General features: G+C 65.6%; 21 protein-coding genes. 14 read left to right on the forward strand and 7 right to left on the reverse strand.

Annotated elements, in window-relative coordinates; genetic code table 11:
- Positions 1-41: 41 nt before the first annotated feature.
- The 5 genes from pilM to AS26_RS14915 are packed head-to-tail and all read left to right on the forward strand — an operon-like array spanning position 42 to position 3,003.
- The gene (gene pilM / locus AS26_RS03265; protein ID WP_062306107.1) at positions 42-1,010 is read left to right on the forward strand and encodes a type IV pilus biogenesis protein PilM; all 969 of its coding nucleotides are present in this window, start codon (positions 42-44) and stop codon (positions 1,008-1,010) included.
- A gap of 3 nt (positions 1,011-1,013) precedes the next feature.
- Entirely contained in the window at positions 1,014-1,619 is a 606-nt protein-coding gene (locus tag AS26_RS03270) for a PilN domain-containing protein (RefSeq protein WP_062306109.1), read from the forward strand.
- Entirely contained in the window at positions 1,616-2,215 is a 600-nt protein-coding gene (locus AS26_RS03275; protein ID WP_062306110.1) for a type II secretion system protein GspM, read from the forward strand. Before AS26_RS03270 ends, AS26_RS03275 begins: the two co-directional genes overlap by 4 nt.
- A 48-nt stretch (positions 2,216-2,263) precedes the next feature.
- A complete protein-coding gene (locus AS26_RS03280) occupies positions 2,264-2,776 on the forward strand; it encodes a nuclease-related domain-containing protein (RefSeq protein ID WP_062306112.1) in 513 nt (170 codons plus the stop codon).
- Positions 2,668-3,003 (forward strand): topoisomerase DNA-binding C4 zinc finger domain-containing protein, encoded by a 336-nt coding sequence (locus AS26_RS14915; protein WP_083515963.1) that lies wholly within the window; start codon positions 2,668-2,670, stop codon positions 3,001-3,003. The genes AS26_RS03280 and AS26_RS14915 overlap by 109 nt, the downstream gene beginning before the upstream one ends.
- 179 nt (positions 3,004-3,182) lie before the next feature.
- On the opposite strand, the gene AS26_RS03290 is transcribed toward AS26_RS14915, so the two are convergent.
- Together AS26_RS03290 and AS26_RS03295 are read right to left on the reverse strand one after the other, a co-directional pair.
- Positions 3,183-4,226, reverse strand: coding sequence for a type IV pilus twitching motility protein PilT (locus AS26_RS03290; protein WP_062306132.1), 1,044 nt, complete (start codon positions 4,224-4,226; stop codon positions 3,183-3,185).
- A 134-nt stretch (positions 4,227-4,360) separates the two neighbouring features.
- On the reverse strand, positions 4,361-5,146 hold the full coding sequence (locus tag AS26_RS03295) for a prepilin peptidase (RefSeq protein ID WP_062306115.1): 786 nt from the start codon (positions 5,144-5,146) through the stop codon (positions 4,361-4,363).
- A 179-nt stretch (positions 5,147-5,325) separates the two neighbouring features.
- On the opposite strand from AS26_RS03295, the gene AS26_RS03300 reads away from it, so the two are divergent.
- Positions 5,326-7,971: a DEAD/DEAH box helicase gene (locus AS26_RS03300; RefSeq protein ID WP_245629580.1), complete on the forward strand. Its 2,646-nt coding sequence runs from the start codon at positions 5,326-5,328 to the stop codon at positions 7,969-7,971.
- Positions 7,972-8,103: 132 nt separating this feature from the next.
- Positions 8,104-9,420, forward strand: coding sequence for an ArnT family glycosyltransferase (locus tag AS26_RS03305; protein ID WP_062306117.1), 1,317 nt, complete (start codon positions 8,104-8,106; stop codon positions 9,418-9,420).
- A 127-nt stretch (positions 9,421-9,547) separates the two neighbouring features.
- Here AS26_RS03305 and AS26_RS03310 read toward each other — a convergent pair whose 3' ends face one another.
- Positions 9,548-10,900 (reverse strand): sigma-54 interaction domain-containing protein, encoded by a 1,353-nt coding sequence (locus tag AS26_RS03310; RefSeq protein ID WP_062306135.1) that lies wholly within the window; start codon positions 10,898-10,900, stop codon positions 9,548-9,550.
- A 153-nt stretch (positions 10,901-11,053) separates the two neighbouring features.
- Here AS26_RS03310 and gabT point away from each other — a divergent pair, with 153 nt between their 5' ends.
- On the forward strand, positions 11,054-12,376 hold the full coding sequence (gene gabT, locus AS26_RS03315; RefSeq protein ID WP_062306118.1) for a 4-aminobutyrate--2-oxoglutarate transaminase: 1,323 nt from the start codon (positions 11,054-11,056) through the stop codon (positions 12,374-12,376).
- Positions 12,363-13,853, forward strand: a complete 1,491-nt coding sequence (locus AS26_RS03320; RefSeq protein WP_062306119.1) for an aldehyde dehydrogenase family protein — start codon at positions 12,363-12,365, stop codon at positions 13,851-13,853. The genes gabT and AS26_RS03320 overlap by 14 nt, the downstream gene beginning before the upstream one ends.
- An 80-nt stretch (positions 13,854-13,933) precedes the next feature.
- On the opposite strand, the gene AS26_RS03325 is transcribed toward AS26_RS03320, so the two are convergent.
- Positions 13,934-14,863, reverse strand: a complete 930-nt coding sequence (locus AS26_RS03325) for a hypothetical protein (RefSeq protein ID WP_062306121.1) — start codon at positions 14,861-14,863, stop codon at positions 13,934-13,936.
- Between the two features lie 265 nt (positions 14,864-15,128).
- Between AS26_RS03325 and AS26_RS03330 the strand changes: the two genes are divergently transcribed.
- The 3 genes from AS26_RS03330 to AS26_RS03340 all read left to right on the forward strand — a co-directional run bounded on the left by AS26_RS03330 (position 15,129) and on the right by AS26_RS03340 (position 18,072).
- On the forward strand, positions 15,129-16,565 hold the full coding sequence (locus tag AS26_RS03330; RefSeq protein WP_062306122.1) for a transglutaminase-like domain-containing protein: 1,437 nt from the start codon (positions 15,129-15,131) through the stop codon (positions 16,563-16,565).
- 36 nt (positions 16,566-16,601) lie between these two features.
- Positions 16,602-17,651 carry a glycoside hydrolase family 130 protein gene (locus tag AS26_RS03335; RefSeq protein WP_062306124.1) on the forward strand — a complete coding sequence of 350 codons (1,050 nt, stop codon included), beginning with the start codon at positions 16,602-16,604 and terminating at the stop codon, positions 17,649-17,651.
- Between the two features lie 139 nt (positions 17,652-17,790).
- The gene (locus tag AS26_RS03340) at positions 17,791-18,072 is read left to right on the forward strand and encodes a hypothetical protein (protein ID WP_062306126.1); all 282 of its coding nucleotides are present in this window, start codon (positions 17,791-17,793) and stop codon (positions 18,070-18,072) included.
- A 64-nt stretch (positions 18,073-18,136) separates the two neighbouring features.
- On the opposite strand, the gene rocF is transcribed toward AS26_RS03340, so the two are convergent.
- From rocF to pruA, 3 genes are read right to left on the reverse strand one after another with little or no spacing between them, the layout of a single operon-like run.
- The gene (rocF, locus tag AS26_RS03345) at positions 18,137-19,033 is read right to left on the reverse strand and encodes an arginase (protein WP_062306127.1); all 897 of its coding nucleotides are present in this window, start codon (positions 19,031-19,033) and stop codon (positions 18,137-18,139) included.
- Positions 19,034-19,048: 15 nt separating this feature from the next.
- Entirely contained in the window at positions 19,049-20,260 is a 1,212-nt protein-coding gene (locus AS26_RS03350) for an ornithine--oxo-acid transaminase (RefSeq protein ID WP_062306136.1), read from the reverse strand.
- Positions 20,261-20,304: 44 nt separating this feature from the next.
- Positions 20,305-21,855 carry an L-glutamate gamma-semialdehyde dehydrogenase gene (pruA, locus tag AS26_RS03355; protein ID WP_062306128.1) on the reverse strand — a complete coding sequence of 517 codons (1,551 nt, stop codon included), beginning with the start codon at positions 21,853-21,855 and terminating at the stop codon, positions 20,305-20,307.
- A 262-nt stretch (positions 21,856-22,117) separates the two neighbouring features.
- Between pruA and AS26_RS03360 the strand changes: the two genes are divergently transcribed.
- Both AS26_RS03360 and AS26_RS03365 read left to right on the forward strand, forming a co-directional pair.
- The gene (locus AS26_RS03360; RefSeq protein WP_062306130.1) at positions 22,118-23,581 is read left to right on the forward strand and encodes a sigma-54 interaction domain-containing protein; all 1,464 of its coding nucleotides are present in this window, start codon (positions 22,118-22,120) and stop codon (positions 23,579-23,581) included.
- A gap of 263 nt (positions 23,582-23,844) precedes the next feature.
- Positions 23,845-24,361, forward strand: a 517-nt coding sequence (locus AS26_RS03365) for an amino acid permease (protein ID WP_157068435.1), incomplete at its 3' end; no start/stop codon positions are given.

Raw genomic sequence — 24,361 nt, forward strand, 5'->3', positions numbered from 1 at the left:
AAAATAGAGAAATGAATTTGTAGCATGGAAGGGGTAAAGGCATGCCGCTTCGTCTATCCACCGCATCTCGTTCCACCTCAGTCGGCGTGGAGATCTGCGACGCAGGTCTGCGCATCGCCGAGGTGGAACCGGGCAGACCTCTTCGCGTTTCCCGGCTCGAAACTGCGCCATGGGACCTTTCCGAAACGGTGCGAGATCCCTATCCGACGTTCGCTCTCGCTCCTCTGCTCTCGCGCGTGTTTGAAACCAACCGGCGCAAGAAGCTGACCGTTCACGTGGCGCTACCTTCGAGGTTTACCGTCATCCGACAGATCACGCTGCCTGACGTGGGCGAGAAGGAACTGCAGAACGCTATCGATATCCAGATCCAACACAATATCCACCTTCCGTTTGACGAGGCGGCCTATGATTACGTCTTGTGCGATCCGCCTGCCGATGAAGACGGAATGATCAGCCTCCTTCTTGTGGCTGCGGACAAGTCTCGCGTGAATGACGTGATTCAGGGGTTTCGCACCATCGGCATGCGCCCCAAGACCATCGACATCCACGCGCTCGCGCTGTATCGGCTGATTCGGCGCTTTCGTCCGGATCTGCCAAACAACTTTCTCTTGCTCGAAACCAGTGAGGACACAGTGGACATGCACGTCTTCCACGACGGCCTCTTGTACCTGACACGTCAAGTCCCCGTGGCACTCGCGCCCTCAGCGGAGGTCCCTGCCTTCGATTACGTGAGCCAGTTCGACGTCGAGATCGAGCGCACCATGAACTTCTTCATGTACACGCTGAATCAGCGCGACGCGGGGTTTGAGCGGTTGTTCATCACGCTGCCGCGAGACGTGGACGCCTCCGAACACCTGCGGGCGCTCGAAGAACGCATCGGCATGCCGTGCGAAGTGCTGCCTCTCGCCGAAATGATCCGCCGCAACTGTGAAATTGGCCCCGAGGCGCATCGCATGCCCGATCTCGCCGACTACGCCGCGGCCATTGGCCTCGCGCTGAGGGGGGTGTGACGCTTGGACATCAACCTCATGCCAAAACCGGTCAGCCGTGCAGTGCGCATGCGCACGCCGGTCCGCGGGAGGTGGCCGTGGATCGTCATGGGCGGCGGGATTGCGGTGGTCTGCGTCGCGGCCGTCGTCGTGGCCCATCTGGCCGTCGCGAGATCGGCCTCTTCGCTCAACCAGCTGCAGCAGCAGGTGCAGCTTCTGCAGGCCCAGACCCAGTCGATCTCGACGAGCCAGTCTGCCCAGGAGGCGGTGGCCGCGCAGCAGGTGGCGCAATCCGCGACGCATTACGACGTCATCCTGCGCGCCTTGGCCAAGGACGTCTCCGAGTCGTCGACCGTGGATTCCATTCAGCAGACGGGATCGACGCTCACGGTCGTGGGCCGAGCGAACAGCGTGGCGAGCGTGGCCGACTTTGAGGCGGACCTCCTGCGCGAACCGTTCGTGTCGAGCGCGTCGTTCACCGCGGCCGCCCTCCAGACAAGTGGCACTGCGGTGCCGGGGCTTGGACAGGCCTCGCTGGGCTACGCCATCGTGACGGGGTCAGGCGGAGCGAATTATCGGTACGACTACACGCTGACCGTGGTCCTGAAATCGGGGGGTGGCGCGCCGTGAAGTTGACTGTGTCGAGATCGCTCTCACAGCGGGACAAAACCATCCTGCTCCTGCTCGGGGTGGTGGTCGTCCTCCTTTTGGTGTATCTCATCGGCGTGCGGCCCGCACTGAATCAGTTGTCCAATCTCGCAGAGGAGCGGTCTTCGCTGGAGCAGACGCTTGCTTCTTTGGGGCAAGTGCACGCCAGGCAGCAACAGACGGAAGAGCGGGGGAAGTCGGTACTGTCGCGCGTGCCGATTGGCGCGCATGAGGCCAACGCGCTCGAGTTGCTCAACCAGATTGCGGAGCAGGATCACGTGACGCTCGTCTCGGTGTCCTACGGCAATGGCACGAGCGGTGCGCCCTCCGGGGGGGCGTCCGGTGGATCGACCAGTTTCTCGACATCAGGGTCGAGCAATGCGTCGCAAGGCGGCGGAGCGTTGTCGAGCCTCCAGTACAACGTCGTGGTGACAGGAACGACGGCGAACCTGGAATCGTTCTTTGCCAATCTCGCCACGGCACCGCGCCTCATGACGGTCCAGTTGCAGAGCGTCTCCGGCACCGCGAGCGGCGACACGGCCAATTTTACGCTGGCGGTGTACTACCGAAACGGATGAGATGCGTGGATCGTGAACGGGTAGCTTCATGTGAGAGGAGCGGTGTCGTTGGCAAGTATCTATGGCATTGTGATCTTCACGTTGATTCTCGTGATGGCCTATCTCCTGCGCAACCCTCAGTTCATCGGTTACGCGGGGGAAAGTATTGTTCGAAGGCGGCTGTCGTCCTTGCCTCCGAGCGAATATCGCGTCCTGCACAACCTGCTTGTATCCCGTGAGGACGGCAAACGCACGCAGATCGATCACGTCGTCGTGTCGCCGTACGGGATCTTCGTGATCGAGACAAAAAACTACCAGGGCGTGATCGTGGGAAAAGACGAGTGGAAAGAATGGACGCAGGTGCTCAATCGGCGCACCAAGCATCGCTTTCTGAGCCCTGTCGTCCAGAACGAGGGACACATTCGAGCCCTGGCTCAGGCGGTGCCTGAATTGCCGCAAGCGCGTTCCGATCCATGGTCGCTTTCAACGACAAGGCGCGCCTCGACGTCGAATCGCAGAAGGCTGAAGTTGTGCATTTTCGCCATCTGGCCAAGGCCATCCGCGGGCATCGCGACGTGGTGATCCCCACAGAGACTGTGAATCTGGTTGTGGAGCGATTGCAATCCGCCAATATCAAGGATGCCAAGGCGCGCCAGGAGCACATTCAAGGCATTCGCGAGGTGAAACGCCAGTTGGAAGCTCTCGTGTGTCCGCGTTGCGGTGGGGAGTTGAAACGGCGGAAAGGCCAGCGCGGCGAATTCTACGGCTGCTCGAATTATCCTCGGTGTCGATTCACCCGCTCCGTCTGACCGCGGCCTCACATGCTGCTTTCGCCGCGATGCGCATGCCTCGCCCCCTCCACGACGCCCGTCGTCCCCGTACATGCAAAAATCCCCGCTCGACCCGCGCGGGGATTTCGTATGCAGGTGTGTCGCCCCGACCGCTGCGCACAGGGCGCAGCGGTGCGGTCTGCGAGCGGGGAGCCTCGTCAAGACTGTTGCGTGAGCTGCGTCGGTTGCCATTGGCGCAGGATGGCCTGCGAGAGCTTCCCCTGTTGGACCAGTTCCCGGATGCTCATCTCCATCGTGATCATGCCGAATTGACGCCCCGTCTGCATCATGGCGCTGATTTGGTGCGTCTTTCCACTGCGGATGAGGTTCGCCACGGCGGGCGTGTTCACGAGCACCTCGAACGACGCCACGCGCCCGCGCCCGTCGCGCGTCCGGTGCAGGCGCTGCGATACCACGCCCGCCAACACGCCCGCGAGCTGAATCCGGATCTGCCCCTGCTGCTCCGGCGGGAACACGTCGATGATGCGCTCCACCGTCTGCACCGCGTCGGAGGTGTGCAGCGTGGCGAACACCAGGTGGCCCGTCTCCGACGCCGTGATGGCCGTCGCGATGGTCTCGAGATCGCGCATCTCACCGACGAGCAGGATGTCGGGGTCTTGGCGGAGCGCCGCGCGCAACGCCGGCGCAAAGCCGGACGTGTCCTGGCCAATTTCCCGCTGGTCGATGATGGACAACTTGTGGGTGTGCAGGTATTCAATCGGGTCTTCCAGCGTGATGATGTGCCGCCGCTGGGTCTGGTTGATGGCATCCAGAACAGACGCCAGCGTGGTGCTTTTGCCGCTTCCGGTGGGGCCGGTGACGAGCACGAGCCCGTACGGGCGGTTCATGAGCGCCCTGAACACCGATGGCAGGTTCAGCTCCTCCATCGTCGGGATGCGCTGGGGAATGAGCCGGGCCGCAATGCTGATGGAGCCGCGCTGCCGGTACGCGTTGACGCGGAACCGGGCGATGCCCGGAATGCTGTAGGAAAAGTCGATCTCGCCCAGCTCCATGAATCGCTGCCATCGCTCCTCCGACAGCATCTGCCGGGCGAACGATTCGAGATCAATGGGGAGAAGTTTCTCGCCCATGGGCTCGAGATCGCCATGCACGCGATAGGTCACGGGTGCTCCTGCGGAGAGGTGGACGTCTGAAGCTTCTTTCTCTTTGGCCAAAGCCAAGATCTCGTCAATCTGCACGATGTGAACCCTCCCTCTGACGACACGGATAGCGAACCAAACCAGCTCGCCCACGCGCTGCACCGTGGCCGCTGCTCACGGATACGCGAGTCCGGCCAGCGCTCAAGCCGGGCAGAACCTGTGCGCGCGCCTTGTGGTCAAGGCGCAAGACCGGTCAGCCGCGCGTACACATGCCACAACTCCGGTCCGACGAACGCGCACGTGGCCGCGGCGAGCGCCAGAAACGGCGCAAACGGGATGGGCTGCTGGGGTTTGACCCGCCCGGCAAGCCTCAGCGGTAACGCGGCCAAAACGCCGTAAATCGCCGCCAGGATGAACGCCATGACCATATATCCGGGCCCGAGCATCGCCCCGATGCCGAGGTTCAGCTTGGCGTCGCCCATGCCCATCTTTCCGCCCGTCACCAGGTGGATGGCCGCCACGATGACGTATCCCACCGCGGCACCGGCGGCCGCCATGGCCCAAGACCGTATGCCAGCGAGGGCGCTCGCCAAGAACAACACGGCGCCCGCGGGCAGCGTCAGCACGTCCGGCAGAATGAGCGACGTGACATCGCACGCCACGGCCGCCGCGAGGTAAAGCCAGAATGCCCACCACACGGCGAGCTGCGCGTAGTTGCCGCTCGAGGTTGCCGCGGACAACGCAAACGCCGCGCCCGTGGCGAGCTCGATGGCCGGATACCGCCACGAGATGGGGGCCTTGCACGTGCGGCAGCGCCCACGCAGCCAAAGCCAGGACAGAACCGGCACTAGCTCCCATGCGGCGAGCGTGCGGCCGCAGTTGGGGCAGTGCGATCTCGGCCAAACCACGCTCTCCCCGCGCGGCAGTCGATAACCCACGACGTTGGCGAAGGATCCAAAGATGATTCCGTAGATGAAGGCCAAAATCGTCAAGATCTCGTGGGTCACAGATCCCTGCGTCATGCGGCAACTCCCTTGTGGCACTCCTGGCTCTGCTGTGCGCCCCTGGTGATACAAACCAATACGCTCTTCCTCGCCCAAATTCCTGCTAAGTCGACGCGATTGGACAAGCTTTTGTGCGAATCTACCATGACAACGTCGTCCAGTTTGCTATGTTGGGAGAAGACGGATGAGGCGGAGGGATGGATGTGGAGCTTGACGCCTTTTACGAAAAGCACGGGTTTGTGCGCTTGCACGCGTGGACCCTGCCGGCGCGCGCGCCTCAGTACGAGCCGATTTCGTCCGTCGCGGCCCATCTTGCTCCCGAGACCCGGCGCTACCTCGAGGCTGTGTATCCGCGCGGCCTGTACAGGCACCAGGTGAAGGCTATCCGCGCAGCCTCCGAAGGTGAACATGTGCTCCTTGCGACCGGCACGGCTTCCGGAAAGAGCGCGCTGTTTTTCACGGCCGGGATCGACACCATGGCCAAGCGGTACAAGGCTCGCGTCCTCGCGATGTATCCCACGCGTGCGCTGGGGCGGGAACAGGCGGAGCGATGGCGCCAGGCCGTCGCGGCCGCGGGCGCAAGCTGGAACGTGTGTCTCATCGACGGCGGCGTGCCCGTCAGCGAGCGGGAATCACTCCTGCGCGAGTGCGACGTCGTGGTGATGACCCCGGATGTGGTGCACACGTGGCTGTTACCCAGTCTTTCCTCCCAAGCGGTGCGGACGTTTCTCACGCACCTTCGCCTGGTCGTGATCGACGAGGTCCACACGTACTCGGGCGTCATGGGCACGAACAGCGCATTTCTGTTCCGCAGGCTCGCGCACGTGGCGGATGCGCTGGGCGGAGCGTTCCGGATGGTGGCCGCTTCGGCCACCATCGCGAAACCGGACGATCACGCCGCGAAGCTGTTTGGGCGCAGATTTTGCGTGATTGGGCCGGAAGACGATACGTCGCCGCGCCACCCGACGACCGTGGAACTTGTGGCCCTGCCTTCGGGCGGCGATTTGCTGCAGGCGGTGGCCCTGCTCCTTCGCCACGTCGCAGGCCAAGGGAACCGCGCCATCGCGTTCCTCGACAGCCGCCAGCGAGTCGAGATCATCGGCTCCATCTTGCAGCGCCAGGACGGGGACGAGAGCGAAGAGGAGGAGGCGATGGGGCGTCGCTTGCGGGGGCTCGAGCAGGTGGGGATTCTGCCGTATCGCTCCGGGTACGAGGAGCTGGATCGCCAGGCCATCCAGCGCGGGCTGACGTCCGGCACGCTGAGGGGCGTCGTAAGCACGAGTGCGCTCGAACTCGGCATGGACATCCCGAACCTCGACGTCGCGGTGCTCGTCGGTGTCCCGCAGTCGCAGACGAGTCTGTTGCAGCGCATCGGGCGCGTCGGGCGCCACGGCCCAGGGCACGTGGTCATCCTGCACACTCAGACGGCGCTTGACGACGCGGTGCTCGCGAATCCGTCTCTCCTCTGGCAGCGACCGCTCACCGAGACCGTCCTGTACCTGGATCACCGCCGAGCGCAGTACATCCACGCCATGTGTCTCGCCGGGATCGGCGGCGAGCACGATCTCGCCCTCAATCGCCGCCCGGGCGATCCGGACGCGTTCCAGCTCTCCCAAGCCGTCGATTGGCCCGAGGGATTCGCGGACTTGTGTCTCGCGGAGCGATCCGGACAGGTTCCGCCCGAGTTTGAGGCGATGCGCATCGAGGCAGGCGACAGTCCGCACCGCACGTATCTCCTGCGCGACATGGAGCGGCGTTTCACGGTCGAGATGCAGTCGGGAACGGAACTCGACAGGCTCGGAGACCTGTCGATGTCTCAGGTGATGCGCGAGGCATACCCCGGCGCCATCTACCGCTACATGGGGCGCTGCTACCGCGTCGTGCGCGTCTACCATCCGTCCGGCAAAATCATGGTGAGGCCGGACAAGCAGTACCGCACGAAGCCCAACACCATTCCGCCGCGCATCTCCCCGCAGATCGACCGCCCAGGCACCGTCATCTACCAGGCCGGCGCGGGCTTCATCGTCGCGAGCGAACTCCTGGTCCACGAGATGGTGACCGGATTCGTCGAGTACCGCGGTCGCACGCCCTATCGCTTTGAGTATCCCATCCACCACGACCCGGATCTCCGCGGTGTCCAGTTCGACATGCCGCTGTTCCAGCGCCGGTATGTGACCCACGGTGTGTCGTTTTTCCACCCCGATTTGCGCGATCACGACGTCCTAAACGCGCTGATGCTTCTTCTTTGGGAGGCGTACGCTTTCGTCGTGCCGTTCGACACGCAGGATGTGGCCGCGGGCATCTCGCGCATAGGCGGCGTGCGAAACCACGCCTTGCCCCAAGACAGCCGGCTCATCACGCTCTTCGATCGCGTCTACGGCAGCCTGCATCTCGCGGCGCGCATCCTGGAGCCCGGCGTGCTGCCGCGGGTGGCTGAGCAGATGGACGCATTTTTGCACGCGCGCTTCTGGAACCAGATCGATCCCGACTACCGGTCTATCGCCGAGGCGTGGGTGTCCTCGCTAGGCGAACCGCTCGTCCCGGTGAGCGGAGAAGGCGAAGCCGCCGCGGCGAGTGACGGCGATGCGCGTGTGCGGATCATTCTTCCGGGCAGCGTCGGCTTCGTGGAGCTGGAGGGTCGGCGCTTCTTGGTGGATGCCGTGTTTTTCAAGCCGACAGGCCTTCACTACCGCGGCAGGTATCCGGATGACGTGTCGCACCAGTCGTGCGAGATTCAGCTTCCCGTCCACTTGGTCGGCGAGATGCCGGGCGAGTCGAGGTGGGGGTTCTACGACATCGAGCGGGGAGAGGTCATCGAGGCTCCTTCTGAAGGCGCCTCGTGACGCCGAACGTGCAGGGGGCCGCGCGGACGCACGCACGCCTTCGCGATGGAGGTATGATAGACTAGCTTTCGAGGCTTGCCGCGCACAGCTCGGCGGGTGGCCGTCAAATTCAAGGGCACAGGAGTTATCAGCATGCGAATGGGACGGACATGGCTCGGCGCGCCGGTGTGGCTGTGGCTGCTCGCGCTCGCGCCGCGCCTTGTGACCATCTTCGTGTACGGACCGCATCTCAGCATCCACAGCGACGACGAAGGGTACTATCGAAGCGCGCTTTGGCTCCTGCAGAAGGGCACGTTCTCGTACTACACGCCGGACGCGCCGACGGTGCACATGATGCCGGGCACCACGCTCTTGTTGGCCGGGATCATCTGGCTGTTTGGAACGGGGACCGCCGGCCTGTACGCGGGGAAAATCGTCTTTACCCTGATTGCGACGCTTGGCATCGCGGGCATCTACCGCGCGGTGAGCCGCGTGACCCGGCCTTGGGTGGGCGCCGTGGTGGCAAGCGCCATCGCGCTGTATCCGCCCGAAGTGCTGGTGGACACGCTCTTTCTCACCGAGCCGCTGTTCATGGCGGCGTTCGCCTGGATGTTCGATTTCACGTTCAAAGCTGCGGAGTCCAAGCGGTTGCGGGACGCGCTTGGGCTTGCCGTCACATTCATGCTCGCCCTCTACGTGCGGCCCAACGTCGCTCTGTGGATTGTCTTCGCGCTCATCTACTTCCTGATGAAGGGTTATCCCCGACCGCTCTTCTGGCGCCACCTCGGCGCTGCCGTGATGGTCGGGCTTCTCTTCATGGCGCCGTGGTGGATCCGAAACGAGCTGGTGTTTCACCGTTTCATCCTTTTCACCGACGACAGCTGGAACCCACTCCTCCTGGGCACCTTTCAGGGTTACGGCTACCCGCCGCCCACCAACGAGGGCGCTATCGAGCACCAGCTGCTGCGCGAGTACCCGAATCTCCGGCCGCAGTCGATGCACGAGTTGCCTTGGTTTCGCCTGCAGAGGCAGGTTGCCTTCAAGCGCATGGGCGAGTGGCTGAAGACGAACCCTTCGTCCTTTTGGACGACGTACCTTTGGCTGAAGCCGCAGATTCTCTGGCTTCGCGCGTACCTGCCCCTTCCCATCTTCGGGTTGACCGAGGCGTCACTTCGCGGGCTGCAGACCTGGGTGGTGGACGTGTCCATCGTGGGCCACTTCGTCGCCATGGTGTTCGGCCGCGGAAGACGGCGCGAGCTCTTGCTCATCTGGCTCACGCTGCTCTACTACACCGCCGTGTTCTCGTTCTTCTTCGCGTTTGAGCGCTACAACGTGCCCATCGACTGGCTGATGTTTTCCGGCGTGCCCTTGGCGGTGTGGGCGCTTTTGCGCGCCATCGTGGGCGAGGAGCGCAAGGGAAGGCGAGCCAAGGCTGGCCGCGGGCGCACGCGGCGCCGCGCCGCTCGCTGACGGGGCCAGGGCGGCCTATGGGCGCATGCGCTGCCGCGCTCAGCAGTTGCAGCGGGGCCGTTCGCGCTTCCCGCCGCTCGTCGTGATCTCGCGCCGGCTCGGGGGCGACGGAGGCGGCGCATTCTAGTCACGGTGCCTGTCGCGGCGAGGTGCGCAATCCGAGGCGCCGCGCGTGGTACTGCATGCGCTGCCGGCTGATGCCAAGCGCCCGCGCCGCGCGCGTCAGGTTGCCCCCGGCCGCCTCGTACGCCTGGCGGATGGCGTCGTCGGAGGGGCGCGCCATGCGCGGCGGGCGCAATCCGTCGTCCGGTGTGCCCTCGCCGAGGATCGGATGCGCGGATCGAAGCATCGCGGGCGTGAGTTCCGAGGCTTCCGGCCAGAGGGCCAGGGCGGATCGGACGGTTTGCTCGAGCTCGCGGACGTTTCCTGGCCAGTCGTGGCTCGTCAAAAACGAAAGGGCATCGCTCGAGAGGCGCACGGCGCGGCCTTCTCCATATTTTTGTAAAAACGCGCGCGCCAGAAGCGGAATGTCCTCGGGCCGGTCCCGAAGCGGCGGCAGGTGAATCGCGAGGGCGCCGATGCGGTACAGGAGGTCCGGCCGCACGAGCCCGAGGCGCACCGCTTCCCTGGGAGACACGTTCATCGCGGCCACCACGCGCACGTCCGTTCGGACGGATCGCCTGGCGCCAATCGGCCAGATTTCGCCGTCCTGAAGCGCGCGCAAAAGCTTCGCCTGCACGGCGGGGGACATGGCGTGGACCTCGTCGAGGAACAGCGTGCCGCCGCAGGCGAGCTCAAACACGCCTGCTCGGTCCACGGCGCCCGTGAATCCGCCGCGCCTCGTGCCAAACAGCACGCTCTCCGCGAGCCCCTCCGGCCATGCCGCGCAGTTTTGCGCCAAAAACGGGCCGTGTTTACGCGCGCTCGCTTGATGGATGGCCTGGGCGAAAAGCTCCTTGCCCGTGCCCGTTTCACCCACGAGGAGCACCGGCAAATCCGTCTTCGCGGCGCGTTCGGCGAGATCGAGCGCCCGCCGCATGGCCCGGCTCTCGCCCAGGATGTCCGCGAACGAGTGCCGGCGCCCACGCCGCGCGTCTGCCGCGTCGTGTTCGCCGCCCGCCTCGCGCGGCACGGCAATCTCCATCGCGCCGATGATCTCGCCTGCAATCACCACCGGCTTGGTGCGGTTCTGCGTCACGACGCGCCGCCCGTTGCGCGCCACGTACACCTGCTCCTCAATCTGCACCGGATGCCCCGTCTTTAGCGCCCGCCACAGCGTGCTCGTCTCCTCGTCGAGCTCGTACAGCTCAAACACGTTCTTCTCCAGCACCTCGTCCGGACGGTACCCATCGATTTCGCCCATGGCGCGGTTGTACACGCGGGTCCGCCCTTCGCGATCGACCGCGTGGACGCCGACCGGCGCGAATTCGAGGATCTCCTGATACAGCTTCCACACGTCGGCCACGAGGCTCGGTTCCATGCGCTCGCCCCCTCGCCCAATGCCTCCGTTTTGCGTTTTGCGCACCCATTTTGCGCTGTCAGAATCATCATACACCGAAGCGGCGCGGCCTGGCACGTGGCACGCCACTTGCTCCATAAGTTGAGGCAGATTCCCCGAAGGAGGCGGTGCACCATGGCCGACGTGAAGACGCTCCCGGGGGCGGCGAGCGCGCCCTACCTGCGGGACGCAGACGCGTATCTCGCGCGCGCGTACCGCCCGTTTTTGCCGGCGATGATCGCCAAAGCGGAGGGAAGCCTGCTCTACGATCTCGACGGCAACCGCTACATCGACTTCGTGGGCGGCGTCGGCTGCCTGAACGTCGGGCACAGCCACCCGAAGGTGGTGGCGGCCGTGATCGACCAGGCGAAGCGGTTCACGCATACGGACTACACGATGTTTCCCTACACGCCGCTCATTGAACTGGCGAAGCGGCTCGCGCCGAAGACGCGGATCCCAAACGCGAAGGGGCTCTTCTTCAACTCCGGCGCGGAGGCCGTGGAGAACGCGGTGAAGATCGCGAGGTGGGCAACGGGGCGGCCGGGCGTGATTGCGTTTGACGGGGCCTTCCACGGGCGGACGTACATGGCCATGAGCCTCACGAGCAAGCTCCACCCGTACAAGGCGCACTACGGCCCGTACGCGCCGGAGGTGTACCGGCTGCCCTACCCGAGCGCGACGCACGGGCCGCGCCTCGACGAATTTCGGCGGTTTCTGGACCGCGCCGCGGTGACGTGGTTCGATCCCGCCCAGATCGCGTGCGTCATCGCGGAACCCATCCAGGGCGAGGGCGGGTATATCGTGCCGGTGGAAGGCTTCTTCCCGCTTGTGCGCGAATTTTGCGACCAGCACGGCATCCTGCTCATCGCGGACGAGATTCAGACGGGCTACGGGCGCACGGGGCGATTTTTCGCCATGGAGCACGAGGGCGTGGTGCCGGATCTCATGACGTGCGGCAAGTCCATCGCGGCGGGCCTGCCGCTCTCCGCCGTGTTTGGCCGGGCCGAGATCATGGATGCGCCGGCGGAGAACACGCTCGGCGGCACGTACGTCGGCAACCCGGTGGCGGCGAGCGCCGGGCTCGCGGTGCTCGACGTGATGGAGCAGGAGGGGCTCGTGGCGCGGGCCGAGGAGGTGGGCCAGCGCATCCGCGCGAAGCTGCTCGAGCTCATGCGCGAGTGCCCGTGCATCGGGGACGTCCGCGGGCGCGGCGCCATGCTCGCCGTGGAGTTCGTGCGCGATCGCGCCACGATGGAGCCCTACCCGGAGATGGTGGCGAGGGTCCTGCGCCTCGCTATGGAGCGGGGGCTTCTGCTCATGAAGTGCGGTGTGTACAACAACGCCATTCGCTTCCTGTGCCCGCTCAACATCCCGTGGGACGTGCTGGACGAAGGCCTGGACATCTTCGCGGCGGCGGTCCGCGAGGCGAAGGAGCGTGAGGCGCATGCCGAGGTTTGAACAGTGTCTCAACTTCATCGGCGGCCGGTGGTGCGAGCCGAAGACGCGGCAGTACGGGGACAACGTGAATCCCGCCAACGGCGAGGTGCTGGGCCTCTGGGCCAGATCCGGCCCGGACGATCTCGACGACGCCGTGCGAGCGGCCCGCGAGGCGCAGGCGGCGTGGCGCCTCGTGCCCGCGCCGGAGCGGGCGAAGGTGCTGCGGCGCGTCGCGGATCTGCTGCGGGAACGGAAGGACGAGATCGCGCGGACGCTCACGATGGAGATGGGCAAGGTCATCGAGGAGGCGCGCGGCGAGGTGCAGGAGGCCATCGACATGGCCGACTACATGGCGGGCGAGGGCAGGCGGCTGTTTGGCCAGACCACGCCCTCGGAGCTGCCGAACAAGTTCGCGATGAGCGTGCGGGCGCCCGTGGGCGTGGTGGGGCTCATCACGCCGTGGAACTTCCCCATCGCCATCGCGTCGTGGAAGTCGCTTCCGGCCATTGTCGCCGGCAACGCCGTGGTGTGGAAGCCCGCGGAGGAGACGCCGCTCACGGCCCGGGCGTTCGCGGAGGTGTATCAGGAGGCCGGCCTGCCTGCGGGCGTGCTGAACGTCGTCTACGGCGATGGCCCGGTGGTCGGCGAGGCCATGCTGGAGCATCCCGGCATCGACGTCATCTCGTTCACGGGATCGACCGAGACGGGGCGGCACATCGCGAGCCGCGCGGGCGCGAACCTGAAGCGCGTGTCGCTCGAGATGGGCGGCAAGAACGCCATCACGGTGCTCGCCGACGCGGATCTGGACCTCGCCGTCGAGGCCATCCTCTGGAGCGCCTACGGCACGAGCGGCCAGCGGTGCACGGCGGCGAGCCGCGTGATTGTGGAACGCGCGGTGGAGGAGGAATTGTTGGCGCGCCTCGTGCCGCGTGTGCAGGCGCTGCGCGTCGGCGACGGGCTGGATCCCGCGGTTCAGGTGGGGCCCGTCATCCACGAAGACGCCCTCGGCAAGATTCAACGCTATGTCGATCTCGGCGCGCAGGAGGGCGCCAGGCTGTTGACCGGCGGGCGCAGGCTGACGGACGGTCCGCTCGCGCGCGGCTTTTACTACGCGCCGACCGTGTTCACAGGCGTCCGCCCCGAGATGCGCATCGCCCAGGAGGAGATCTTTGGTCCGGTGCTCGCCGTGATGGCGGTCGACTCGTTCGAGGAAGCTATCCAAGTCAACAACGGCGTCCAGTACGGGCTCTCGGCGAGCATCTTCACGCGCGACGTCAACCGCGTCTTTCAGGCCATGCGCGATCTCGACACCGGCATCGTCTACGTCAACGCGGGCACCACGGGCGCGGAGATTCACCTGCCGTTTGGCGGCACCAAGGCCACCGGAAACGGGCACCGCGATTCCGGCCAGGCCGCTCTCGATGTCTTCACCGAGTGGAAGACCATCTACGTCGATTACAGCGGCCGGCTGCAGCGGGCGCAGATCGACAACAACTGAAACGAGGAGCTGGCGCATTTGCAACGCGAAGATGGCGCACCGCCTGTTCCCTGGCGATGCGCCATCGTGTCGCTATTCTCTCACGACCAGTACGCCCGCATGGACCCCGCCATCTCGAGCGCGGATGGGATGGGCGACTCCGCGCTGTTGGTGGTCTGCACCTCGTACACGTTTCCGTCCCGGCTCCAGATGACCGTCACCGTGACATCCGCGCCGGAAGGGTTCTGGTTGTCCACAATGACACGGCCAACGCCGTCCGAAGAAGGCAGGGAGGCGCTCGCGAGCGCGCTCACCAGCTTGTCCACAATCGGCGTCGGCGGCACCGACGTGTTCTCGTTCACCACCTGAAAGTTCCAACCGTTGTCCGACCAGTACACGACGGTGGAGTTGCCCACCGTGGTCATTTGCGCCGAGTGGTTGTTCGGCAAGAGAATCCCCGTGCCGCCCGAAGGCATCGCGCCGCCATGCACGGCGCTCGCGAACGAGGAGAGGCTCGACGCCGCCTGGCTCGTCGAGACGAAGTGGTCCACTTCGTACGAGGCGTACGGCTGTCCGCCGGTCAACAGATCCACGTGGTAACCCACAAGAAACTGGGGGCCGTGCGCGCTCGGCTGCGTGTTGTGCGCGTTGTACGATGTCGATCCGCTTCCCACAGGCTTCGGCACGTACGTCGGCGCGTCGGCGCCCTGGAACCCGTTTTTGCCGAGGCTCGTCATGGCCTGCTGCACGATGGCCGGAAATGCGCTGGCGTCGGCCGGCTGCGATCCGCCCTGCGACGACGTGCTCGTGTTTTGCGTCGACGCGTTGTTCCCCGCCGGGTTGGCCGCCGAGCTGTTGCCTGTCCCGTTGGAGAGCGCCGTGGTGTTGTTCTGCGGTTCATGGGTGGCATTGGTCGTGTTGTTGACAGGCGGTGGGCTCCCGCCGGACGATCCGCCTCCGCAGCCCGTCGCAAGAAACAAGGTCGCCGTCACGGAAAGCAAGGCATAACCGTAGGTTCTGGAATTCGGCATCTTGAGATCCTCCTCGTGGTGTGAAAGCGCCGGCGCGGGCGCGCCTCCCTGGCCCACGCGAATCGTACCGTTCTTCAGATCTCTTCGACGCCACCCCCCATTTTCCTGTCCGTACCTCCCTTCGGCACGCTTCTCAATTTCCCGAGCAATATCGACGGCGAGCGACACTGTTCGCAGGATTTGGTGCGCGCGCGGCGTATTGTTCCAGCATGTGTGCCATGCATTTGAACCTCATCTTCCCGCAGCATCCGGAGGTGCTCGCCGTTTGCTTCGCCCTCGCGCTCTCGCCAAGCTTTGCGCGCTGTGCGCGCTGCCGCTCGCTGTAGCCGTTCCCACGTCCTTCGCCGCACCGCTGCGCGCCTCCGCGTCCACCCAGGGTGCCAACACCCCCGCCGACTCAAGGGGCGCCCTCGTCGTCCCGGGGGTGGGCCAGGTGTCGGTTGCGTGGTGGCGGGCGGGTGGTCACGTGTACGCGCCGCTCTCCGCCTGCATCGCCTGGTTCAACCTCATGCACGTCCCTCAGCGCCTGACGTCAGACGGGTGGGTGGTGGGGGACTTGCCCTCGTCTCAGCAGGCGCCGCCATCGTCAGGCCCGCTCTACATCTGGTACTGGCAGCCTGCGAATGGCGACGAAGTCACGTATGGGGGCCCCATCGACGCGAATGCCGTCACGCAAGGGGGTCAACGCTACGTGGATGTGGACGCCCTGCAGCAGCTGTTGGCCGCGCTACACGTTGAGACGCGGTGGCAGGGCTCGCAGCTCGCCGTGATCGATCCCGTCCCGCAAACACCGCTCCCGGCCTCGGGTGTCGCGCCCGTGGCGTACCAGGGGCCCGGGGATCTGTGGCCGGAGCCGTGGTTCTACGGAGAGGCGGGCGTCACCTCTTCGGCGCTCTACAACCCGCTTGCGCCGGTCCTCCCTCTTCGCCTCAAAGCTCAGGACGGGTTTTCAGGCGAGGTGATGATCACGGTCAGGTCTCAGGCCCAGCCGAATGAATTGCACCACTACAGCGCTCGCATGGTGAACGGCGTTCTCAATGCCACCATTCGCCTGCCGTTCACAGGTGCACTGGACGTTCAGGTGGACGAAGTTCTGGACGAGTCTTCCCTCAAGCTGCGCACGCTCGCCTATAGCCGTGCCATCGAGTCCGCGGCGCCGAGTCTCCCGCTTCAGAGCCTCGGCCTCCTCCAGAGTTGGTTTGTGAACGACAATGAGTCGCCATCCGTGGCCGCGCTCGCCGCCTCCATTGCGCACACGCGCCCAGGCGCACGCTCGCTTTCGCCGACACAGGTGGACGCGGAGATCCGGGCCATCTCGGACTGGGCGTCCCGAAACATCCGGTACAACTGGCCCGCCTACCTGAACGGCCAGATTCCGTGGCAGCAGATGACCACCACCTTGTCGCGTCGCTACGGCGTGTGCCAGGACATCTCGGGCGTCGCGGCGGGGCTCCTGCGCGCGCTCGGCATCCCGGCCCTTGTGGTCCAAGGTCAAGGACTGGGTGAACTCGGGTGGGGGCCACACCAGTGGGACGAAGCTTGGGACGGGCGCCGGTGGGTGATCTTCGATCCGACCTTTGACGCCGTGTACACGAGCGACGCGGGCATCGCGCCGCCGTCTTCCGTCACGCATGACGACTTCGATCCGCCGCAACGTGTGTTTGCGCAAAATCACCGCGGCGGGCAAATCGCGGACTGGTGAAGCCGCACGGCTCAGCGCGCAAAGGAGGAGATCTCGGTGAACGTGAATCGATATGCGGAAAACCCGCTCATCACCCCAAAGGACGTGCCGCCTTCGCATCCCGATATGCGCGTCATCGGCGCGTTTAACGCGGGCGTCGCGCGCGTGGGCGACGAGACCGTGCTCGTGCTGCGCGTGGCGGAGCAGGCGAGCGCGGACGAGGACGCGGTTGGCGTGCCCGTGTACAACCCCGCGCATCGAACCGTCGAGGTCCATTGGTTCAAGCGCTCGGATCCGCACTACGATTTTTCAGATCCGCGCGCGGTGCGCCGCAAGGACACGGGTGAAACCGTGTGGCTCACGTCCATGTCCCACCTGCGCCTCGCGCGAAGCCGCGACGGCCGCCACTTCACCGTGGAAGAAAAGCCGTTCCTCGCGCCGGAGACCCCGTACGAGGTCTTCGGCGTCGAAGACCCGCGGGTGGCCGAGATTGGCGGCGTGTACTACATCACCTACACCGCGGTGTCCGACCACGGCGTCGCCGTGGGCCTGGCCGCGACGCGCGACTTTCACCACGTCTCGCGGCTCGGCCTCATCCTGCCCCCGGAGAACAAGGACGTGGTGTTGTTTCCTGAGCGCATCGGCTCGCACTACTACCTGCTCCACCGCCCTGCGCCGCGCGGCCTCGGGGAGCTCGACATCTGGCTCGCGGAATCCCCCAATCTGCGCGCCTGGGGCAATCACCGCTTTCTGCTCGCGCCGCGCAAGGACAGCTGGGACAGCGTGCGCGTGGGCGGAGGCGCCGTGCCCATCCGCACCGACAAGGGCTGGCTCCTCTTGTACCACGGCGCCAACGAGAAGAACGAGTACGCCATGGGTGCTTGCCTCGTGGAGCTCGGCGATCCGTCGCGCGTGTTGGCGAGATCGGCCGAGCCCGTTCTCAAGCCAGAGGCGCCGTACGAAGTGGCGGGCTTTTTCCGCGGCGTGGTCTTCTCCTGCGGGGCGTGGGTGGAAGGGGACGTCGTGCACATGTACTACGGGGTGGCCGACGAGGCGCTCGCCGGCGCGGATCTCTCCCTCCGCGAGATCCTCGATACGCTCGCGTGAAGGCCCGTGGACTCGCACGGCCGCGCTCGCCAGTCCGCCGTTCTCGCGCAGCTACCGCTTTTTTAGAGAATTTTTGATGTCATGGCCGTCTTTTTCTTGTATATTGATCTTTAACAAGCGATAGGTGGTGGAATGCAGTTTGGACCAGGAAATCTTGTATCTGACGCGATCCGGCAAGGACCTCGCGCGCAAGACCCGCCGCTGGCTGCGCCAGCATCCGGAGGCGACGCTCGGCGAGGTGGCCGAGCAGGTGCGCGAGCTGTTCCAACTTCGCGATCTCGGCGATCTCGCCGATCGCCCGCTGCGCGAGCTGCCCGAGTGCCGCTGGATTGTCCTTGGCGAGAACGATCGGGGTCGCATCGAGGTGCAGAAGGACGTGGCCGGCTTGGGCGACGTCCGCTATGTGGAGACGAAGGGCTGACGGCCGAATCGACCGACGGGAAAACGGGGTGCCTCTGCGTGGCGCGAGGCACCCCATCGCGTCTTTACATCACGCGCTTGCCGAAGAGCGATTCCAGGAGCTCGACGGCCATACGGCCCGTCTGGTTGCGGTGGTCCAAAATGGGGTTCACCTCGACGACGTCGACCGAGAGGAGCTTGCCGCTTGCGGCCAACAGCTCCATGGCGAGATGGCCCTCCCGGTACGTGAAGCCGCCGTTGACCGGCGTGCCGACGCCGGGGGCGAACATGGGGTCGAGGGCGTCGAGATCGAGGCTCAAATGGATGCCGCGCGTGCCGTCAGAGGCGATGCGGATGGCCTCCTGCATGACGGCGTCCATGCCGCGCCGGTCGACGTCCTGCATGGTGAAGACGTGGATGCCGGATTGGCGAATGAGCTCGCGCTCCTCGGGGTCAATGGACCGCGCGCCGACGAGCACCACGTTCTCCGCCCTGACTTTCGGCCGGATGCCGCCGATGCCGGTGAGCGCCTCGTGGCCGAGGCCGAGGCTTGCAGCGAGCGGCATGCCGTGGATGTTGCCGGAGGGCGTCGTCTCGTCTGTGTTCATGTCGCCGTGCGCGTCAAACCAAATGACGCCAAACGGCTGGCCCGCGCGCGCAATGCCCGCCAGGCTGCCGATGGCGATGGAGTGATCGCCGCCCAGGATGACCGGCGTGTGGCCGCCCTTGAGCACGCCCTCCACCTTTTCGCAGAGCGCCTCGCAGACCGAGACGACCTCGCGCAGGTACTTCAGCTTCTGATGTTCAATCCGCCTCGTCTCCGGCGTCGGCACGGGCACGTCGCCGAGATCGGCCACCTCGTAGCCGAGCCGCTCGAGCTTCTCCTTCAGCCCGGCGTAGCGGATGGCGCTCGGGCCCATGTCCACGCCGCGCCGGCTCTGCCCGTAGTCGGACGGGACGCCGATGATGTGAATGTCCTTCATGCCTCTCCCTGCTTTCTAGCGCGCATCCTGCGCAAAGACGCCGCGAATTTGCTCAAACGCCCACGCCAGTTCGTCCTCCGTGATGACGAGCGGCGGCGCGAAGCGAATGGTGTTTTCGTGCGTCTCCTTGCACAAGAGGCCCGCCTCTTTCAGCCGCTCGCAGTACGGCCGCGCCTTCTCGTGCAGCTCCACGCCGATGAAAAGCCCTTTGCCGCGCACTTCTTTGATAGCCGGGTGCTTGAGCTCGCGCAGCCAGCCGAGGAACTTCTCGCCGAGCGCGCGAGATCTCTCCGGCAGCTTCTCCTCGACGATCACGTCGAGCGCCGCGATGGCCACGGCCGCGCCGAGCGGGTTGCCGCCGAACGTGGAGCCGTGCGATCCGGGCTCGAACACGCCGAGGATGTCCCGGTTGGCCGCCACGGCGGACACGGGGAAGACGCCGCCGCCGAGCGCCTTGCCGAGGATGTAGACGTCCGGCACGACGCCCTCCCAGTCGCACGCGAACATCTGGCCCGTGCGGCCAAGCCCCGTCTGAATCTCATCCGCCACGAACAACACGCCGTGCGCGCGGCACACCTCGTACGCCTCGCGCAGGTAGCCTTCCGGCGGCACGATGATGCCCGCCTCGCCCTGAATGGGCTCGACGAGAAACGCCGCGGTGCGATCCGTGATGGCCTGCTTCAGTGCCTCGATGTCCCCGTAGGGAATGATGCGAAATCCCGGCGTGAGCGGGCCGAAGCCGCGCCGGTACTCCGGATCGCTCGAGAACGAGATGATGGTCGTGGTGCGGCCGTGGAAGTTGTGTTCCGCCACGATGATCTCGGCCTGGTCAGTGGGCACGCCTTTGACGTCGTACGCGTAGCGCCTCACCGCCTTGATGGCCGTCTCGACCGCCTCGGCGCCGGTGTTCATCGGCAGCACCATGTCCTTGTGCGTGAGCTTCGCGATGCGCTCGTACAGCTGGCCGAGCTTGTCGTTGTAAAACGCGCGCGAGGTGAGCGTGATGGCGTCCGCCTGCTCCTTCAGCGCCTGGATGATGCGCGGATGGCGGTGCCCCTGGTTGAGCGCCGAGTACGCGCTCAGCATGTCGAGGTACCGGTTGCCTTCCGCGTCCCACACCCACACGCCCTCGCCCTTGACGAGCACGACGGGCAGGGGGTGGTAGTTCTTGGCGCCATACTGTTCCTCAAGCCGCAGCGCCTCGCGGCTCGACACGTGAGTTGTCATGCGATTCACCTCAGCAGGCGGGCGCGGCGGCCCGCCGTATTCCGTCACAACAGTTCCGACACGCTCTTCATCTGCGTGAAGAGCAGCAGGTAATCCGGGCCGCCGGCCTTCGAGTCGGTCCCGGACATGTTGAACCCGCCGAACGGGTGCACGCCGACGACGGCGCCCGTGCACTTGCGGTTGAAGTACAGGTTGCCGACGTGGAAGTGGTGGCGCGCGTAGGCCAAGTGCTCGCGGTTTGTCGACAGGACGGAGCCGGTGAGGCCGAACTCCGTGCTGTTGGCCACGTCGATGGCCTCTTCAAACGACTTCACCTTCGTGAACGCCACCACCGGGCCAAAGATCTCCTCCTGCATGATCCGCGCGTCCGGCTTCACGTCCGCGAACACCGTCGGCTGGATGAAAAAGCCCGTCTCGTTCGACGCCGTGCCGCCCGCCACGAGCCGCCCTTCGCCGCGGCCAATCTCGATGTAGGTGGTCACCTTCTCGAACGCCTTCTGATCGATGACCGGCCCCGTGCCGACACTCGCGTCGCGCACGTCGCCCACCTTGAACGCCTTGGCGATCTCGGCGACGCGATGGACGAGCGCGTCGTAGAGCGACTCGTGCGCGATGACGCGCGAGCACGCCGAGCACTTCTGGCCGGAGAAGCCAAACGCGGACTGGGCGATGATCTGCGCGGCCTGCTCGACGTCGTAGCCCTCGTCCACGACGATGGCGTCCTTGCCGCCCATCTCGGCGACAAACCGCTTGATCCAGCGCTGCCCAGGGATGCGCTTGGCGGCGAGCTCGTTCAGGTGCAGGCCCACCTGCTTGGAGCCCGTGAAGGAGATGAAGCGCACGTCCTTGTGGCCGACCATGAAGTCGCCCATTTCGGCCGGATCGCCCGGCACGAAATTCACGACGCCCGCCGGCATGCCGGCCTCCTCGAGCGCCTCCATCAGCTTGTAGGCGATGACGGGCGTCTGGATGGCGGGCTTCAGGAGGACCGTGTTCCCCGCGACGACGGCCGACACCGTCATGCCCGTCACGATGGCGAGCGGGAAGTTCCACGGCGGGATGATGGCCCCCACGCCGAGCGGAATGTACTCGATGTGGTTGTCCTCGCCCGCGATGGGCGTGAGAAGATCGTCCGCGCGGCGGGCGAGATCGATCATCTGGCGCCCGTAGTACTCCAGAAAGTCGATGGCCTCCGCGGTGTCGGCGTCGGCCTCGGCGCGGCTCTTGCCAGCCTCGAGCAGCATCCAGGCGGAAAACTCGTGTTTTCTGCGGCGGATGATGGCCGCGGTCTTGAAAAGCAGCGCGGCGCGCTCGATGACCGGCATGCGCGACCAGGTTCGGTAAGCCTCCCAGGCCGCGGCGAGCGCCTGCTCCACTTCGTCCTTGCCGGCCATGGCCACGCGGCCGATGACTTCCGCCTTCTTGGACGGGTTGATGGACTCGATGTAGCGGCCCGTATCGATGCGCTTGCCGCCGATGATGAGCGGGTACGTCCGGCCGAGCTCTTGTTCGACCTTGGCGAGGGCCGCGGCGAACGCCTCCTGGTTGGCCGGATTGTGGAAGTCCGTCAAGGGTTCTGGGCGATACGGAATCATCGTATGGCCTCCTTCGAAGTCGTGTGATGGGTAGGGCCAGGATCCGCGCAGGGCTCTACGTGTACTATCGAAGCAAACTTTGTGCCAAATGGCCAGCGCCGGTGTCGGCCATGGCGCAGGCGACCGCACGAGCGCAAAAAGGGCCTTGCGCTTTTCGGGCTCGCACTGCAAACTAGGCTTGCATGCCGATCTCGACAGGCGCCACGAGGCTCTTTGTATATTGATGCAAGCGAGGCTAGAACATGCGGAGAGGAGGCGAGGCATGCGCGCGCAGGACGTGGACTTGCGCCAGCTTTTGCTCGAGGCGGCGCTCGAAGCCCTGGACGAAGGCGTGCACGTGGTGGACGCCGAGGGCGTGACCGTGTTTTACAACCGGAAGATGGCGGACATCGAGGCAATGGCGCGGGAGGACGTGATGGGGCGGCGGATCGACGACGTGTTCTCGTTTCCGGACGCCGCGGGGAGCACGCTGCTCGACGCAGTGCGGCGCGGCGTAAGGCGCGACGACGTGCGCCAGACCTACTTCAACCGGCGGGGACACGCCATCACGACGGTGAATCGCACGTTTCCCGTGTATGCGGACGGGAGGGTGGTGGGCGCGGTCGAGATCGCCCGCGATGTGACGAGCGTCGAGCAGCTGAAAAGCACGGCGTTTGGCCAGGCGGGCGTGCGCTACACGTTCGCGTCCATCATCGCGGAGAGCCGCGCGATGCGAGAGCTCCTCGAGCAGGCGCGGCGCGCCGCGCGCACGGACTCGTCGGTGCTTATCGTCGGGGAGACGGGCACGGGCAAGGAGCTTCTGGCGCAAGGGATCCACGCGGCCAGCCCGAGGCGGGATGGGCCGTTTGTGTCGCAGAACCTCGCCGCCCTTCCGGACACGCTCGTCGAGGGCATCCTGTTTGGCACGGCGCGCGGGGCGTTCACGGGCGCGGTGGACAGGCCCGGGCTCATCGAGCAGGCGAGCGGGGGCACGCTCCTCTTGGACGAGATGAACGCCATGCCCGCGCCGCTTCAGGCCAAGCTGCTGCGCGTGCTCCAGGAGCGCGTGGTGCGCCGCGTCGGGGACCTCAAGGATCGGCCCGTGGACGTGCGCATCCTCGCGACGATGAACGAGGAGCCGGGCCGCGCCATCCGCGAGGGACGGCTGCGGGCGGACCTGTTCTACCGCCTGAGCGTCGTGACGCTCACCGTGCCGCCTCTGCGATCCCGCCGCGAGGACATTTTGCCGCTCGTGGCCCACTTCATCCGCCGGTTGAACGCTGCGTTCGGGCTAAGGGTGGAAGGCTGCGAGCCGAGGCTCGTGGACGCGTTGTTGGCCTACGACTGGCCCGGCAACGTCCGCGAACTGGAGCACGTGATTGAGGGCGCCATGAACCTTATGGAGGACGAGACGAAGATCGGGTTTCAGCACCTGCCGGGCCACGTGCGGCGCAGGCTGGAACAGGCGCTCGATGAGGCGAAAGGCAGCGAGCATCAGGCCGGGCGCGGCGCGCGCGAAGACGGGGAGCGCGAGTCCACCTCGGAGGCTCGTCGGGAGGTGGTCCCTCGGGAACGCCCGTCCTTTCGCGATCTCGTCCGCGATTACGTCCGGAGCGTGCTGCAAGCCTCGCTCGAGGAGACGCGCGGAAACGTCTCGGAGGCGGCGCGGCAGCTTGGGATGTCGCGCCAGAACCTGCAGTACTGGCTGCGGGAGGTGGGGGTGGACCCGGCGAGGTACCGCCGCTGATGCATGGGCATGCAGGAGCGTATGGGCTGTTTGCATCGAAGCAAGCGATTGTTCCGGGTGCAAAGTCCGTGGGCACCGCCAAGCGGGATTGCACCTGCGCCGCCACGGGTGGGCGCGCGAAGCCGCCTCGGCCGCGGGCGCGTCCGGTGCGGTGGCGCTGTCGCGCACTTGGCACAGGATTTGCTACACTACGGGAGTCAAACAAGCCGCGATCGCACGTGTAAGCGTTCTCGCGAGCCAGACGAGGAGAGGCGACGTCGCGCATGAAGCAGTTGGACGACATTTTGGAGAAAGAATCGAAGCTGCGCCGCGGCATGCAGGCGCGCCACATGTTCATGATCTCGATTGGAGGGGTCATCGGGACGGGGCTTTTTCTGAGCTCCGGCTACACGGTGAACCAGGCCGGGCCGGGGGGCGCCGTGCTGGCGTACGTGCTCGGCGGCGTCATCGTGGCCATTGTCATGATGTGTCTCGGCGAGTTGGCCACGGCCATGCCGGTGGCGGGATCGTTCAAGACGTATGCGCAGGAGTTTATCAGCCCGTCGATTGGCTTTTTGAGCGCGTGGCTGTACTGGTTAAACGGCGCCTTCACCATCGGCGGCGAGTGGATTGCCGCGGACATCATCATTCATCAGTATCTGCCGCATGTGCCGGACGTGGTGTGGTACGCCATCTTCGCGGCCATTTACCTGGCGCTCAACCTGACGCGGGTCGGGGTGTACGGCGAGAGCGAATTTTGGTTTGCAAGCATCAAGGTCATCGGCATCATCGGTCCGTGTC

The sequence above is a fragment of the Alicyclobacillus sendaiensis NBRC 100866 genome (genome assembly GCF_001552675.1).
GTDB classification, from domain to species: Bacteria; Bacillota; Bacilli; order Alicyclobacillales; family Alicyclobacillaceae; genus Alicyclobacillus; species Alicyclobacillus sendaiensis.